This is a genomic window from Acidithiobacillus sp. YTS05, assembly GCF_024396695.1.
GTDB lineage: Bacteria > Pseudomonadota > Gammaproteobacteria > Acidithiobacillales > Acidithiobacillaceae > Igneacidithiobacillus > Igneacidithiobacillus copahuensis.
Genome location: NZ_CP094359.1, coordinates 2,056,932 through 2,072,500, shown reverse-complemented (window position 1 = coordinate 2,072,500; position 15,569 = coordinate 2,056,932). Strand labels below are relative to the sequence as shown.

Below are 15,569 nucleotides of genomic sequence, written 5' to 3'. Positions count from 1 at the left end.
CAGGTACATCTTAGTGAGCCAGCGGAAGACCTATTGCAATTGCCGGGGATGGATGAGGCCCTGGCACATCAGTTGGCCGCCAAGGGCATTGCCACTGCGGAAGACTTGGCGGAACTGGCGGTGGACGAGCTCGAGGAGTTGGTGACGATCGATGTCGAGCGCGCCAAATCCCTGATCATGGCGGCGCGCGCGCCCTGGTTTTCCTGAACGCAGAAAAGGGCAAAGCCGGGTTGTCGCGACAGCGAGTGGAGGGATAAGACAGTATGACGGTTACAGTTGCGGGTTTCGCGAAAGAGCTACAATTGACCAGTGAGCGCCTTCTGGAGCAGTTCCAGGCGGCAGGTATTGCCAAAAAAACTGCGCAGGACAAGGTGACGGAGGAGGACAAGCAGAGATTGCTCGGCTTCCTGCGTGGCTCGCCGGAGAAGGCTTCCCCGCAACGCATTACTCTCAATCGCACGAGTACCAGCGAAATCAAACAAAACGTCGGAGCGGGCAAGTCCAGGACGGTGCAGGTGGAAGTGCGGCGTAAACGCACTTACGTGAAGCGGGAGGCCTTGCATCCGGAAGCAGCGGCTGAGGAGCCCGCCAGTGGAACGGCGACGGCGCCAGCAGAACAGCCAGCGCCGGTGGCCGAAGCGACGCCGGAGAGGGTGCAGGAGCCGCAGGTAGAGCCCGAAATCACAGAGCCGGAGCTGGTGTCGGCAGGCGCAGATGCAGAGGCCCCAGAGGCGCCTGCGGCGGAAACGCCCCCTACGGTTCCTCCTGCGGTTCCCCCTGCCCAGGCGGAGCCGAGCGCAGCGCTGCGACGTTCGGAGGGAACGAGGGATAGCGCTCCCGAGCGCCGGCGACCGCCCAGCGAAAAAAGTACTGCTGCTCCGCGCGGCGCCGCAGGTGCTACGCGTCCGGTGACGCCAGCGCCGGCGCCCAATGCCGCACCTGCCGGCAAGAAGAAGGCGGCTCCTGGTCGACGCGACGATGATGACTGGCGCAGCAAGCGGGGAGGGCGACGCGAGGAGCGCGGTTCCGACGCCGCCATGCGCCGCCGGCGCAATGAGAAGAAGACGGGCTCGGCTGCGGCCAGCGATTTCAGTGCCGCACCGGTAGTGCGCGAGGTACCCATCCCCGAGACCATTACTGTGGGCGAACTGGCCAGCCGCATGGCGGTCAAGGCCAGCGAGTTGATCAAGGTAATGTTCAAGATGGGGGTGGTGGCGACCATCAACCAGGTGATCGATCAGGATACGGCAGCCATCGTTGTCGAGGAGATGGGGCATAAGGTGAAGATGGTGACGATTGCCAGTCCCGAGGCCCTGTTGGAAGAAGATGGCGCCGTCGAGGAAGCAGTGATGGTACGCCGACCGCCCGTGGTGACAGTCATGGGTCATGTCGACCATGGCAAGACCTCGCTGCTCGACCGGATCCGTTCGACGCAGGTGGCCAGTGGCGAGGCGGGAGGGATCACGCAACACATCGGCGCCTATCATGTCCAGACCGCCAAGGGCATGATTACTTTTCTTGACACTCCCGGCCATGAGGCTTTCACCGCGATGCGTGCTCGCGGTGCACAGGCAACGGATATCGTGGTCCTGGTCGTGGCGGCCGACGATGGTGTCAAGCCGCAGACCATCGAAGCGATCCACCACGCCAAGGCGGCAAACGTGCCGATGGTGGTGGCGGTGAACAAGATCGACAAAGCAGGTGTGGACCCGGACCGGATTCGCCAGGAACTGGCGCAGCAAGACGTGCTGCCAGAAGAGTGGGGCGGAGATACGCAGTTCGTCAATGTATCGGCCAAGCAAGGGCTCCATATCGATGCCCTTCTCGATGCCATCCTGTTGCAGGCGGAACTTCTCGATCTAGAGGTACAGAGTAATGGTCCGGCCAAGGGCCTGGTCATCGAATCTCGGCTGGATCGCGGGCGCGGTGCGGTGGCAACGGTCCTCGTGCGCCAGGGAACCCTGCATGCCGGTGATATCGTGCTCGCGGGTGCCCAGTATGGTCGCGTGCGCGCCCTGATCGATGACGGAGGTGCGCAGGTAGAGGAGATTGGGCCTGGCCTGCCGGCGGAGATTCTCGGACTGAGTGATGTGCCGCAAGCAGGTGACGAAGTGCTGGTGATGACCGACGAGCGCAAGGCACGCGAGGTTGCCCTGTTCCGGCAGGGCAAGTTCCGCGATGTGCGCTTGGCGAAGAGTGCCAAAGGCAGTTTGGAGAGCCTCTTCGAGGCCGCCAGCGAGGGCGAATTGCAGCAACTCAACCTGCTCATCAAGACCGATGTCCAGGGTTCTGCCGAGGCCCTGCGCAGCACCCTCGAGGGGCTCAGCACCAATGATGTCCGGGTGCGGATCATCCATTCCGCGGTTGGCGGTATCACCGAATCCGACGTCAATCTGGCGCATGCCTCCGGTGCCGTCATCATCGGCTTCAATGTGCGCGCCGAAGCGCAGGCACGACGCCTGATTGAGCAAAGCGGAGTGGATGTGCGCTACCACAGCGTCATCTACGATGCAGTGGATGAGGTGAAGGCGGCGATGACCGGCATGCTGGCTCCCGAGATTCGCGAGCAGATCATCGGTCATGCCGAGGTGCGCGAGACCTTCCGCGTGCCGCGCGTGGGTACCATCGCTGGTTGTATGGTGACGGATGGTATTGTCCGGCGTAACGCCAAGGTGCGGGTGATCCGTCAAGCGGTGGTGATCCACACTGGGGAAATGGATTCGCTACGACGCTTCAAGGACGACGCGCGGGAGGTCCGTGAGGGTTTCGAGTGCGGCATTGGCGTGCGTAATTTCAACGATATCAAGGTCGGCGACGTGATCGAGGCCTTTGAGACGATTGAAGTAGCGCGTACTCTTTGAGGTACCTCGGATGAGCACCCCGCATCAGCGCAGCTATCCGCGCAGCGACCGCATCGCCCAACTCCTGCAGACGGAGATTGCCGCCCTGCTGCCCCGGCTGCACGGACTGGCGGGCGTCGGCTTGCTGCCCAGCATTACCGAAATACATCTGGCGCCGGACTTGCGCCAGGCAACGGTGATGTTTTCGCTGATGGATGGCCCTGGGCGTGCGGACTTGGTGCGCGAGCGCTTGCAAGAGGAGGCTGGAGAAATTCGCCAGATTCTTGGTAAAAAGCTGCATCTGCGGCGTATCCCGCCCCTGCATTTCGCCTATGATGTGCGCTTCGATCGTGATGCCGAGATGGCAGAACTCCTTGCGCATCTGCCGCCGGCGCCGGAGGATGAGGCATGAGTGCCTGCAGCGACGGAATTCTTCTGCTCGACAAGCCCGCAGGGATCAGCTCCAATGCCGCCCTGCAGCGTGCCAAGCGGATCATGGGCGTGCGCAAGGCCGGGCATACGGGCACTCTCGACCCCTTCGCCACCGGGTTGCTGATCCTCCTGTTTGGACAGGCAACCAAAGTCTCCGATTATTTGCTCAATGCCGACAAACGCTACCGGGCTACTTTGCGGCTGGGGCAAGAGACGAACACCGGGGATCGCGAAGGCGAGGTCGTGGCAAGCGGGCGCGTGGATTTTGATCAGCCGCAACTGGATGCCGCCCTTTCCCAGTTCCGCGGGCGCATCTCCCAGATTCCCCCCATGTTTTCTGCCATCAAGCGCGATGGTCAGCCGCTCTACCGTCTGGCGCGCAAAGGGGTGGAAATAGAGCGCGAGGCGCGCAGCGTCGAAATCTACTCCCTTGATTTGCTCTCTTGGGCTGGTGATGAACTCGTACTCGACATCCATTGTTCCAAGGGTACCTATGTGCGCAGCCTGGCCCAGGATCTTGGGCGTCTGCTTGGCTGCGGTGCGCATATTCGTGAGTTGCGACGGCTCAGCTCCGGCAGTTTTTCCATCGATGCTGCCTACGATCTTGACCGCCTTGCGGCGGCACGAGAGGCCGATCAGTGCCCATTGCAGGCGATGGATCTGGCGCTGCAGGATTTGCCGGCGGTGACCTTGACGGAAAACACCGCATACTATGTTCGACAAGGCCAGGGGGTGGTGATTGCCCATGCCCCAGCTCCGGGCCGGATTCGCCTTTACGGACCGCAGGCACAGTTTTTGGGTCTGGGAGAGGTGATGGAGGATGGCAAGGTGGCGCCGCGTCGCCTGATGGGCGTAAACTAGGAATATTTTCCAGATTGATTGCGTAGGAGAAGTACAAGATGTCCCTGACTCGTGAAGTGAAGTCCGACGTGGTGAAGGCCTATGCCACGCATCCCAGCGACACCGGTTCGCCGGAAGTGCAAGTCGCCTTGTTGACCACCCGCATTGAAGGTCTTTCTGAGCACTTCAAGGCGCACCACCATGATCACCATTCCCGCCAGGGCCTGTTGAAGATGGTCGGGCAGCGTCGCAAGCTGCTGGACTACCTCAAGAAGAATGACTACGAGCGCTATCGCTCTTTGATCGAACGTCTGGGTCTGCGTAAGTAATTCACCAACTTCGGGGAGAGTCTCTTGAGCATCGTGCGGAAAGAAGTGCAATTTGGGGGCCGGACGCTGGTCCTGGAAACGGGACGGATGGCTCGCCAGGCCGATGGCGCGGTGTTGGTCAGCAGCGGCGATAGTGTGGTGCTGGTCACTGCGGTAGGGCGGCGCGACTTGAAGCCAGGCCAGGATTTCTTTCCGCTGACGGTGAATTATCAGGAAAAGACCTACGCTGCAGGGAAGATCCCCGGCGGCTTTTTCAAGCGGGAAGGGCGCCCCTCCGAAAAGGAAACGCTGACTTCCCGTCTTATCGACCGCCCGATTCGTCCGCTCTTTCCCAAGGGATTCATGCACGAAGTGCAGGTGATTGCTACGGTCCTCTCGGTCGATGGCGAACAGGATCCCGATATCCTGGCCATGATTGGCAGCTCGGCGGCTTTGGCTGTTTCCGGTATTCCCTTCGACGGTCCCATCGGCGCCGCACGCGTCGGCTATCGGGACGGCGAGTATCTGCTCAATCCGAGCTTTGCAGAACTGCAGGGCTCGGAGCTCGATCTAGTGGTGGCTGGCACGGAGTCGGCGGTGCTGATGGTGGAGTCCGAAGCCAAGGGTCTGTCCGAAAAGGTCATGCTCGAGGCTGTCATGTTTGGCCACGCCAGCTTTCAGCCCGTCATCGCTACTATCAATGAGCTGGCGGCGGCGACCGGGAAGGAGCGCTGGGATTGGCAGGCGCCCAGCAAGGATGCGGAGTTGCACGCCGCCGTGGTTGCCGAGGCGCGCGATGCCCTGCAAGCGGCCTATCAGCTGATGGAAAAGCAGGCACGCAGCAAGCGCCTGGAAGAAGTCCGTGCGGCCACAGTCGCTGCTCTTGCAGCGGAGGACGCCAGCCGCGTCGATGCCGTGCGCGCTGCGCTGAAATCGATCGAGACCGAGATCGTCCGCGGTCGGGTTCTCGACGGTGCCCCGCGCATCGATGGACGCGATCGTTTCACCGTGCGTCCCATCAGCATCGAAGTCGGCGTGTTGCCCCGCACCCATGGTTCGGCACTCTTCACGCGTGGCGAGACCCAGGCCCTGGTGACGGCCACCCTCGGCACCAAGAGCGACGAACAGATCGTCGATGCTCTGCACGGTGAAAGTCGCGATCGCTTCCTGCTGCACTACAACTTTCCGCCGTTCTCTACTGGTGAAACGGGCATGGTGGGTTCGCCCAAGCGGCGGGAAATTGGCCATGGACGCCTTGCCAAGCGTGCCATCGCTGCGGTTCTGCCGTCCGAATCGGAGTTTCCCTATAGTCTTCGGGTGGTTTCGGAAATCCTGGAATCCAACGGTTCTTCCAGCATGGCATCGGTCTGCGGCGCCTCTCTGGCGCTGATGGATGCCGGGGTTCCCCTGCGGGCGCCGGTCGCCGGTGTGGCCATGGGCTTGATCAAGGAAGGCGAACGTTTTGCGGTCTTGACCGATATCCTCGGCGACGAAGATCATCTGGGAGACATGGATTTCAAGGTTGCAGGCACGGAATCCGGCGTTACGGCCCTGCAGATGGACATCAAGATTCAGGGTATTACCCGCGAGATCATGGCGCAGGCGCTGGAGCAGGCCTTGGCTGGGCGTTTGCACATTCTCGGCTTGATGAAGGATGTGCTCGACCATGGGCGGGAAACCCTGTCCCAACATGCACCACGCATCATCAGCATCCGCATCAATCCGGATCGCATCCGAGACGTGATTGGGCCGGGCGGCAAGATCATCCGCGCGCTGACGGAAGAAACAGGAGCTACCGTCGACATCCAGGACGATGGTCTGGTGACCATTGCCTCCGTCGACGGGGCTTCCGGGGAAGAGGCCAAGCGGCGCATTCAGCTCCTTACCGCTGATGTCGAGGTTGGCGTGATCTATGACGGTAAGGTGGCGAAGATCATGGACTTCGGTGCCTTCGTTACGATTCTGCCCGGTCGCGATGGTCTGTTGCACATCTCGCAAATCAGCGCCGAACGCGTCAATGACGTGCACGACTACGTCAAGGAAGGGCAAACCGTGCGCGTCAAGGTTCTGGAGGTGGACCGCCAGGGCAAGATCAAGCTGAGCATGAAGGATATCCCCCAATCCTGAGCCCGCAGCCCTTGTCGCAGCGACTGCCGCTGGCGTGTCGGGAGTCGATGGATGTCTCTTCCCTATCCCTGCAGCAGTTGCCCAACGGCGTATGCTTTCTGAGCGAGAGGGTTCCGGGTCGGCGGCAAGTGGCGATCTCCGTCACCGCCCTGCGCGGCAGCCGCCATCAGCAGGCAGAGGAAAATGGTTTTGCCCATCTCCTCGAGCATATGCTGTTCAAGGGAGCGAAGGGGCGTGACGCCTCGGCCATCAACCGTCTGGGTGAACGCCTGGGCGGTACGCTCAATGCCTTCACCGATCGCGAAACGGTCACCCTGCACCTGACCGTATTGGCAGAGGATCAGGCGGCGGGTCTCGACCTGCTTGCCGACCTGCTGCTGGAGCCCAGTCTGACGGCAGCAGACCTCGCCCTCGAGCGGACCGTGGTGGCGCAGGAAATTGCCATGGCGCAGGAGGACCTTGAGGATCATTTGCAGGAACTCGCGACCCAATCTTTCTGGGAAGAGGATCCGTTGGGCTGGCCGGTTCTGGGTAAGGCGAGCCTGGTACGTAGAGTCAGTGCCCGGCGCTTGCGCGACTTTCATCAGCATTATCTGGCGACTGCACCCATTGTGATCGTCGCGGTGGGTGCGCTGGATGCAGATTCTCTGGCAAGACAGGTGGAAAGCAGGTTTGCGTATCTGCCAGCGCGCCCTAAGGCCACTGCCCTGACGCTGCCCACGGCGAATTTTGCGACGCGGCAACGACGCTCCGCTCATGCCCGTCAGGCCCACCTGCTATGGATGGCCCAGGCGAGCGCCTTCGCAGATCGAAATCACCTGATAGAGCTTTTCGCCAATCATATCCTCGGCGCGGGGATGGCGTCGCGTCTCTTTCAGGAGCTTCGCGAGCGCCGCGGACTCGCCTACCAGACCTATTCCCAGCTCGAGGCCCTGAGCGACACCGCGGAGTGGACTCTCTATGCGGCGGTGCCAGCAGATAAGCGTCGTGGTACCGAGAAGGCCATCGCCGGAATCCTCAAGGCTCTGATGGAGGATGGACCTAGCACTGAGGAAATGGATTGGAGTCGCGCCGGTCTGCGCAAGCAATGGCTGCTGGGTCAGGAGGATCTGGAAACGCGGATGGCGCGACGGGTGCGCCAGCTTGCCCAGGGTGGAAGTCTGAAAAGTGAAGAAGAGATCCTCGACTCGATTCAACAGGTTTCCGCAGTGCAGGTACAGGAAGTTTTGGCGCGCGCCTGGGCCCAGCGCCTCGAATGGACCGTGCTCCCTGCCTGACTAGCGAAATCCATCTTTCCAGCGGCGTAAGGCGGCAAATACCTCGACGTCGGAGTCATTGCGGGCGCCGTGCGCGCGTGCGGCGCGGATTACGTCAGTTTCCCTGCAGCGGAGAAAGGGATTACTTTGTCGTTCTTCTTTTAATGTAGAGGGCAGGCTCGGGTGATTTTGTTCGCGTAGCTGCGCTACCTGCTTTTTCCGTTCCGCGATCGTTGGGTTTTCCGGCTCGACCGCTGTGGCGAAGCGCAGATTGCTCTCGGTATATTCGTGGGCACAGCAGATCTGTGTGCTGTCAGGCAGGGCGGCAAGCTTCTGCAGGCTGCTGTACATCATCTGTGGATCGCCCTCAAAGATTCTTCCGCAGCCTGCCGCAAAGAGGGTGTCGCCGCAAAAGGCATGGTCCTGCCAGAGATAGGCGATGTGGTCCAGGGTATGCCCGGGTACTTCCAGCACCTGTATCGTCTCGCCATCGATCTCGAGCGAACCCTCGGCGACGGGGTGACTGAGCTGGGGAATCCGCGAACCGTGGCCGAAGACGGGAAGGTCATAGCGTTCTACCAGGGCCCTGACACCGCCGACATGGTCGGCATGGTGGTGGGTACAAAGGATGGCCGTAGGGCGGAGCTGCCGGGATTCCAGGTATTCCAGAACCGGCTGATCATCGCCGGGATCGACGATCCACAGGCCGTGAGGCGTGTGCACCAGATAGATGTAATTATCCTGGAAAGCGGGAATGAGGGTCAGCATATAGGCTCCTGCTCCTGATCAAGGTAACATGCAGTCATGATCAGAACACAGCCCGTTCCTCATGCCTAGGGGGGTCGTTCCTTCTTCCCTGCGACAACGGCGGGCAGCGCGCTGGTGGACGGGTCGCAGTGGGCGCCTGTTGCTGGAGCGTGCCAGCGAAATCCTGCCGCCCTGGATCGAGCGTTTGCATGCGGATACCGTGCTGCAGCTGGGGCAGCCGGTCTTCTGGAACCCCCTGGAGTCAGACAGATCTTGGGTTTTGCTCAATGACGGTTTTGTCTGTGCTGCAGATGGCTATCTCCAGGTTTATGGCCGTTGTGATGCACTACCTTTCGCTGATCTGCGTTTCGACCTGGTGCTGGTTCCTTTTTGTCTGACCCGCATGTCCGATACCCGACGCATTCTGGAGGAGTGCTGGCGCGTGTTGCGGCCGGAAGGCCACGTTCTGATCATGGATTTCAATCCGAGCGGGAGCCTTGGAATGCTGCGGCGCTGGCACCTCTGGCGTCGCGATCGCGGCTGGCCCTGGCGCGAGCCTTTTTTACCGCTGACGCAACTGCGTCGCTTGCTGGAGGAAATCGGTTTTGGTCTGCGCCAAGGACGCTATTTCCAGTATACCGTTCCAGGATTTGGGCATAGCGCCCAATGGCTGGAGTTGGTTGGCGATCGCTGGTGGCCGGCGGGGGCCAATGCTTATATCCTGCTGGCGCAGAAGCGCGAGAATAGCCCCACCCTGGTGGGCCTGCTGCCCGCGCGTCAAAAGAAGCGGCGGCCGAAGTTGGCAACGGCAACGGCCAATCTGCAATGTTCTGGGGAGTCTAATGGAGACTGAATCCACCCTGCGCCTGATTACCGATGGCGCCTGCCGGGGGAACCCGGGCCCCGGTGCCTGGGGTGCCTGGCTGCGCCAAAGCGAGCATGAGCGCGTGTTGTGGGGCTATGCGCCGCAGACCACCAATAATCGCATGGAGCTGGACGCGGCAGTGCAGGGTCTGCAGGCACTGAAACGACCGAGCCAGATATTGGTGCGCTCGGATTCGCAGTACCTGATCAAGGGTATGACCGAGTGGCTGGCGGGCTGGCAAAAGCGGGGCTGGCGTTCCGCAGGGGGCGCAGCAGTGAAGAATCAGGAACTCTGGCAGGCACTCGCGAGTTTGGCGCAGACTCACCAGATACGCTGGGAATGGGTGCGGGGGCATGCGGGTGACGTGGAAAATGAGGCGGTCGATGCCCTGATCAATCGGGTATTGGATCGCTTCGCCGGAGCTGTACAAGAAGCGAGTGGAGAGGGGTGGCTATGAGACAGATCGTCCTGGATACGGAAACCACGGGTCTGGACCCCAGCAAAGGGCATCGTGTCATCGAGATTGGTGCTGTGGAGATCATCGACCGTCGTCTCACTGGCAACAACTTTCATGTCTATCTCAATCCCGAGCGTCCATGCGATCCCGATGCGGTACGCATTCACGGTTTGACCGATGAGTTTTTGCAGGACAAGCCGCTCTTTGCCGATCTGGCGGAGGACTTTCTGGCCTATCTGGGGAGCGATGAGCTGATCATCCACAACGCACCTTTCGATATCGGCTTTTTGTCCGCCGAGCTTGGACTCGTGCAGCGTAGCAAATTGCAGAATCCGGTCATCGACACCCTCGTAGAGGCCCGACGCCGCTTCCCAGGGCAGAAAAATGATCTCGATACCCTTTGCCGACGCTACGCTGTCGACAACAGCCAGCGCAGCCTGCATGGTGCTCTGCTGGACTGTGAATTGTTGGCAGAGGTGTATCTGGCCATGAGCGGTGGTCAGGTGGATATGGGCCTGATGGATGCTGCGCCAACCGACGCGACGGGCAAGGGCCGCAGTCTCCCCGCAGTGCGGCCGCAAGGGCGGCTGCGAGTCATCTCCGCCTCGCCCGAGGAAAAAGCGGCGCACGCTGCCTATCTGGCAGGGATGGGCAACGCCCTGTGGGAGAAGGTCTAGTGCTCTCTCACTTGCGCTCGATGAGTTCGATGCGGTAGCCGTCGGGGTCCTCGACAAAGGCGATGACCGTCGTGCCGTGTTTCATCGGGCCAGCCTCGCGCAGCACCTTGCCACCGCGTGTCCGAATTTGCGCGCAGGCAGCGGTAGCATCGTCCACCGCGATGGCGATATGCCCAAAGGCATCGCCAAGCTCGTAGCTGTCGACGCCCCAGTTGTAGGTGAGTTCGATAACGGCACCCTGGTCTTCTTCTTCGTAACCGACAAAGGCGAGGGTGAACTTGCCCTCGGGGTAATCCTTGCGACGCAGAACGCGCATCCCCAACACTTCGGTGTAGAAGGCCAGAGAGCGGTCGAGATCGCCAACTCGTAACATGGTATGCAAAATGCGCATGGGATCCTCCTAGCCTTGCAGGCGTTTTTCAATGCGCAGGCGCAGGGCGTTGAGCTTGATGAAGCCCTCGGCATCCTGCTGGTGATAGGCACCGGCATCGTCCTCGAAGGTGGCGATACGCGGATCGAAGAGACTTTGCTCGGATTTGCGGCCGACAACGGTGCAGGCACCCTTGTAAAGCTTAAGGCGCACTACACCGGAGACCAGGCGCTGGGTCTGGTCGATGAGGGATTGCAGGGCGCGGCGCTCCGGGCTCCACCAGTAGCCATTATAGATGATGCTGGCATAGCGTGGCATGAGCTCATCCTTGAGATGTGCGGCTTCGCGATCCAGGGTAATGGATTCGATGGCACGGTGCGCACGGAGCAGAATGGTGCCGCCGGGGGTTTCGTAGCAGCCGCGAGATTTCATGCCCACATAGCGGTTCTCGACGATGTCGAGACGACCGATGCCATGTTCACCACCAATGGTGTTGAGGTGGGCGAGGAGGGCGGCAGGGGGCAGGGCCTCGCCATCGATGGCGATCGGATCGCCATGGGCAAACTGAATTTCGATATAGCGCGGCTGGTCCGGGGCCTTCTCCGGTGCCGTGGTCCAGCGCCACATGGATTCCTCGGCCTCGGCCCAGGGGTCTTCCAGAATCCCGCCCTCGTAAGAGATGTGCAGTAGATTGGCGTCCATGGAATAGGGTGATTTCTTGCCATGCCGTTCGATGGGAATGCCATGTTGCTCGGCATAGGCCAGAAGCTTTTCCCGCGAGGTCAGGTCCCACTCCCGCCACGGGGCAATCACGCGGATTTTGGGGTCGAGGGCGTAGGCGCCGAGCTCGAAACGCACCTGATCGTTGCCCTTGCCAGTGGCGCCGTGGGCGACGGCATCGGCGCCCACCTCGGCGGCGATCTCTACCATCCGCTTGGCGATCAGCGGGCGCGCAATGGAGGTGCCAAGCAGGTACTCTCCTTCGTAGATCGTGTTGGCGCGAAACATGGGAAAGACATAGTCACGCACGAACTCCTGCCGCAGATCGTCGATGAATATCTCCTTCGCACCGAGCCGGGTTGCTTTGGCACGCGCCGGCTCCAGCTCCTCGCCCTGACCGATATCGGCAGTGAAGGTAACGACATCGCACTGGTAGTGATCCTGCAACCACTTGAGGATGACGGAAGTATCCAGTCCACCGGAATAGGCGAGTACGACTTTCTTTACCATAATCAGACTCCTTGTTCGGCCAGGGGCCCAAAGCCCGCCAAAAATTCCATCAGTGCCTTTTGCGCGTGCAAGCGATTCTCCGCCTCCTCCCAGACCAGAGAGTGCGGTCCATCGATGACCTCCGCCGTTACTTCCTCGCCGCGGTGGGCGGGCAGGCAGTGCATGAACACGGCCCCGCTCCGCGCCTGAGAAAAGAGCGCGGCATTGACCTGGAAGGGCGCAAAGAGGGCGCGGCGCTCGGCATTTTCGGCCTCCTGTCCCATGCTGGTCCAGACGTCGGTGACGACCAGATCGACCCCGGCGACGGCGGCGCGGGCGTCGCCGAAAATTTGCGTATGACTGCCATTTTCCCGTTCTGCATCGGCACTGGGCTGGAAACCCTCGGGCGCGGCAATCCGTAATTCGAAGTCGAGAAGCTGTGCTGCCTCCATCCACGAGCGCGCCATGTTGTTGGCACCATCACCGATGAAAGCGATCTTCCGGCCGGACAATCCGCCCCAGAGCTCCTGCGCCGTCATCAGGTCGGCGAGGAGCTGGCAGGGATGATGGTCGTCCGACAAGCCGTTGATGACTGGTACCCGGCTGGCGCTGGCGAAGGTCTCGAGGCCAGCATGGGAGAAGGTGCGGATCATGATCAGATCGACCATGCGCGACAGCACCCGAGCGGTGTCTTCAATGCTTTCGCCGCGCCCCAGTTGCGTGTCGCGGGGGGAGAGGAACAGGGCATGCCCCCCCAATTGCGCCATGCCGGTTTCAAAGGAAACCCGGGTGCGGGTGGAGGATTTTTCAAAAATCATCGCCAGGGTGCGCTGGGCGAAAGGGGTGTACTGCTCGCCAGCGCGCAGCATGCGCTTCAGCTCGATAGCGCGCGCGAGCAGGCCCTGGAGTTCGGTAGGGGAGAGATCCTGCAGGCGCAGGAAGTGGCGCACTGATTTCATACTTCCTCCTGCAGAAGCTTGGCCAGGGTATCGATGAGCAGATCGATCTCGGCAGGTCCGAAGATGAGGGGCGGCAGCAGACGGATTACCCGTCCGGCCGTCACATTGAGCAGGACACCGGCGTCCAGGGCGCGGCGCACGAAATCCTTGGGTTCCTGGCGCAGGACGATGCCGACCATCAGACCCAGGCCGCGTACTTCCTCCACCCCTGGGTGTCCATGGAAACGCTCGCGCAACCGACCTTGTAGGAGCTCCCCCATGGCCGCGGCATGCGCGGGGAGGTCTTCCGCTTCCATGGTCCGTAACACCGCGCGGGCGGCGGCGCAGACCAGGGGGCCGCCACCAAAGGTACTGCCGTGCTTGCCCGGGCCGAAGAGATCGGCGGCCGCCTGGCGGGCGACGATAGCGCCAATGGGAACGCCATTGCCCAAGCCCTTGGCCAGGCAGAGTACATCGGGCAGCAGGCCTTCCTCATGCTGAAAGGCGAAATAACGTCCGCTGCGGCCGATGCCGGTCTGCACTTCGTCGCAGAGCAGGAGGGCTTGGTGTTCGTCGCAGAGGGCGCGCAGCCCGCGCAAAAAACTGGCAGGGGCAGGGCGTACCCCGCCTTCGCCCTGTACCGGTTCGACGAGTACGGCGACGATATCGGGATCGGCGCTGAGCATGCCCCGCACCGTTACCAGATCGCCGTACGGGGCGCGCACGAACCCCGCCACCAACGGAGTGAAGCCTTCCTGAATCTTGCGATTGCCGGTAGCGGTGAGCGCCGCCAGGGTGCGACCATGGAAAGACTGGGTAAAGACCAGGATCTTGGGTTCGGCAATACCGCGCGCATGGCCATGCAGGCGGGCGAGCTTGATGGCGGCTTCGTTGGCCTCGGCGCCACTGTTGCAGAAGAGGACGGCATCGAGGCCACTCAGGCGACACAGGTCATCGCTCAGGGCCGCCTGTTCGGGGATCTGATACAGATTGGAGGTATGCAGGAGCTTGCCGGCCTGTTCCTGCAAGGCGGTGGTCACCGCCGGGTGGCTATGGCCCAGGCCGCAGACTGCAATCCCCGCCAGGGCATCGAGGTACTTGCGCCCGGATTCATCGTAGAGCCACACCCCCTCACCGCGTACGAAGGCGACGGGCAGGCGCGCGTAGTTATTCATCAATGCCATCAGGATGCCGCCTTTTCCAGACCAAATGCGCCATGCAAGGCGCGCACGGCGAGCTCCAGATATTTTTCGGCGATGACCACCGAGATCTTGATTTCCGAGGTGGAAATCATCTGAATGTTGATGTTTTCCTGGGCCAGGGCAGCAAACATGCTGGCGGCGATGCCGGCGTGGGAGCGCATGCCTACTCCCACCGCCGACACCTTGACGATGCCGGTGTCGCCGCGCACATCTTCGGCGCCCAGTTCGTGGGCAACGTCGCGCAGAATGCCCATGGCGCGCTCGAAGTCGTTGCGCTCGACGGTAAAGGTGAAGTCGGTTTTTCCGTCCTCAGAGATGTTTTGCAGAATCACATCAACGTTGATGTTGGCCGCCGAGATCGGACCGAGGATGGCAGAGGCGATGCCCGGACGATCGGGAACGGCGACGACGGTGATCTTGGCCTCATTGCGGGAGAAGGCGATACCCGATACGCGGGGGGCTTCCATACAGTTTTCCTCACTGGTAACAAGGGTGCCGGGGCCATTGGCAAACGAAGAAAGCACGCGCACCGGCACCCGGTAATTCATGGCAAATTCTACCGAACGGGTCTGCAGGACCTTGGCGCCGAGACTCGCCATTTCCAGCATCTCCTCGTAGGTGATGCGGTCCAGGCGGCGGGCCTTGCTTTCCACCCGCGGATCGGTGGTGTAGATGCCGTCGACGTCGGTGTAGATGGCGCATTCATCGGCCTGTAGAGCAGCGGCCAGTGCGACGGCGGTGGTATCCGAACCGCCCCGCCCGAGGGTGGTGATGTCACCGTGCGGATTGATGCCCTGAAACCCGGCGACGATGACCACCTGCCCGGCGGCCAGGGCGGAGCGCAGACGGGTGCCGTCGATGCGTTCGATGCGCGCCTTGTTGTGCGCGCTGTCGGTCTCGATGGGTACCTGGCTGCCGGTGAGCGAAACCGCCGCTTGTCCCTTGCGGTGCAAGGCCATCGCCAGCAGCGCGATGGTGACCTGCTCGCCGGTACTGAGCAGGGTATCGAGCTCGCGGGGATGCGGCTGCGAATCGATCTCGCGCGCGAGCTTGAGCAGGCGGTCGGTCTCGCCCGACATCGCCGACACGACCACTACCACATCGTGCCCAGCGGCCCGTGTCGCCAATACCCGATCTGCTACAGCCTGAATCCGTTCGATGTTGCCGACGGAAGTGCCGCCGAATTTCTGTACGATGAGCGCCATAATCTGAGGAATGCCGTCAAAGGGCGAATGATAAAGGCAGATTTCCGGGCTGTATAGGGTGATGCGTTTGACTGGTAGCGATCCGGACCGCGGATT

16 protein-coding genes (1 of these 16 only partly in view) are annotated in these 15,569 nt (G+C 61.5%); 10 read left to right on the top strand and 6 right to left on the bottom strand.

Features of this window, described 5'->3' with window-relative positions; all coding sequences use genetic code 11:
- The 7 genes in view from nusA to MQE22_RS10170 are tightly spaced (at most 56 nt apart) and all read left to right on the top strand, a layout consistent with a single transcriptional unit that may run on beyond the window.
- Window positions 1-207: the 3' portion of a transcription termination factor NusA gene (gene nusA, locus MQE22_RS10200; protein WP_255789700.1), read on the top strand. It extends 1,275 nt beyond the left edge of the window; only the last 207 of its 1,482 coding nucleotides appear in the window; the start codon falls outside the window, past its left edge; the stop codon is at window positions 205-207.
- 56 nt (window positions 208-263) lie between these two features.
- Complete coding sequence (gene infB, locus MQE22_RS10195) at window positions 264-2,861, top strand: translation initiation factor IF-2 (RefSeq protein WP_255789699.1); 2,598 nt, start codon at window positions 264-266, stop codon at window positions 2,859-2,861.
- Window positions 2,862-2,871: 10 nt separating this feature from the next.
- The gene (locus tag MQE22_RS10190) at window positions 2,872-3,252 is read left to right on the top strand and encodes a ribosome-binding factor A (RefSeq protein ID WP_215872431.1); all 381 of its coding nucleotides are present in this window, start codon (window positions 2,872-2,874) and stop codon (window positions 3,250-3,252) included.
- Entirely contained in the window at window positions 3,249-4,133 is an 885-nt protein-coding gene (gene truB, locus MQE22_RS10185; RefSeq protein ID WP_215872432.1) for a tRNA pseudouridine(55) synthase TruB, read from the top strand. Before MQE22_RS10190 ends, truB begins: the two co-directional genes overlap by 4 nt.
- A gap of 38 nt (window positions 4,134-4,171) precedes the next feature.
- Window positions 4,172-4,441 (top strand): 30S ribosomal protein S15, encoded by a 270-nt coding sequence (gene rpsO, locus MQE22_RS10180; RefSeq protein ID WP_215872433.1) that lies wholly within the window; start codon window positions 4,172-4,174, stop codon window positions 4,439-4,441.
- Window positions 4,442-4,465: 24 nt separating this feature from the next.
- A complete protein-coding gene (gene pnp / locus MQE22_RS10175; protein ID WP_215872434.1) occupies window positions 4,466-6,547 on the top strand; it encodes a polyribonucleotide nucleotidyltransferase in 2,082 nt (693 codons plus the stop codon).
- Window positions 6,548-6,594: 47 nt separating this feature from the next.
- On the top strand, window positions 6,595-7,824 hold the full coding sequence (locus MQE22_RS10170) for a M16 family metallopeptidase (protein WP_226830669.1): 1,230 nt from the start codon (window positions 6,595-6,597) through the stop codon (window positions 7,822-7,824).
- Here the strand turns inward: MQE22_RS10170 and gloB are convergent, their stop codons facing one another.
- Complete coding sequence (gene gloB, locus MQE22_RS10165; protein WP_215872435.1) at window positions 7,825-8,571, bottom strand: hydroxyacylglutathione hydrolase; 747 nt, start codon at window positions 8,569-8,571, stop codon at window positions 7,825-7,827.
- A 61-nt stretch (window positions 8,572-8,632) separates the two neighbouring features.
- On the opposite strand from gloB, the gene MQE22_RS10160 reads away from it, so the two are divergent.
- Genes MQE22_RS10160 through dnaQ form a run of 3 tightly spaced genes read left to right on the top strand, consistent with a single transcriptional unit; the run spans window position 8,633 to window position 10,549 of the window.
- Entirely contained in the window at window positions 8,633-9,403 is a 771-nt protein-coding gene (locus MQE22_RS10160) for a class I SAM-dependent methyltransferase (protein WP_215872436.1), read from the top strand.
- Window positions 9,393-9,872: a ribonuclease HI gene (gene rnhA, locus MQE22_RS10155; RefSeq protein ID WP_215872437.1), complete on the top strand. Its 480-nt coding sequence runs from the start codon at window positions 9,393-9,395 to the stop codon at window positions 9,870-9,872. Before MQE22_RS10160 ends, rnhA begins: the two co-directional genes overlap by 11 nt.
- Window positions 9,869-10,549: a DNA polymerase III subunit epsilon gene (dnaQ, locus tag MQE22_RS10150; protein ID WP_215872438.1), complete on the top strand. Its 681-nt coding sequence runs from the start codon at window positions 9,869-9,871 to the stop codon at window positions 10,547-10,549. Before rnhA ends, dnaQ begins: the two co-directional genes overlap by 4 nt.
- A 7-nt stretch (window positions 10,550-10,556) precedes the next feature.
- Here dnaQ and gloA read toward each other — a convergent pair whose 3' ends face one another.
- From gloA to MQE22_RS10125, 5 genes are read right to left on the bottom strand one after another with little or no spacing between them, the layout of a single operon-like run.
- A complete protein-coding gene (gene gloA, locus MQE22_RS10145) occupies window positions 10,557-10,940 on the bottom strand; it encodes a lactoylglutathione lyase (protein ID WP_215872439.1) in 384 nt (127 codons plus the stop codon).
- 9 nt (window positions 10,941-10,949) lie between these two features.
- Window positions 10,950-12,149, bottom strand: coding sequence for an argininosuccinate synthase (locus tag MQE22_RS10140; RefSeq protein ID WP_215872440.1), 1,200 nt, complete (start codon window positions 12,147-12,149; stop codon window positions 10,950-10,952).
- 2 nt (window positions 12,150-12,151) lie between these two features.
- Window positions 12,152-13,087 (bottom strand): ornithine carbamoyltransferase, encoded by a 936-nt coding sequence (gene argF / locus MQE22_RS10135; protein ID WP_215872441.1) that lies wholly within the window; start codon window positions 13,085-13,087, stop codon window positions 12,152-12,154.
- Window positions 13,084-14,250 (bottom strand): aspartate aminotransferase family protein, encoded by a 1,167-nt coding sequence (locus MQE22_RS10130; RefSeq protein WP_215872442.1) that lies wholly within the window; start codon window positions 14,248-14,250, stop codon window positions 13,084-13,086. Before MQE22_RS10130 ends, argF begins: the two co-directional genes overlap by 4 nt.
- Window positions 14,250-15,473, bottom strand: coding sequence for an aspartate kinase (locus tag MQE22_RS10125; RefSeq protein WP_215872443.1), 1,224 nt, complete (start codon window positions 15,471-15,473; stop codon window positions 14,250-14,252). Before MQE22_RS10125 ends, MQE22_RS10130 begins: the two co-directional genes overlap by 1 nt.
- Window positions 15,474-15,569 lie beyond the last annotated feature (96 nt).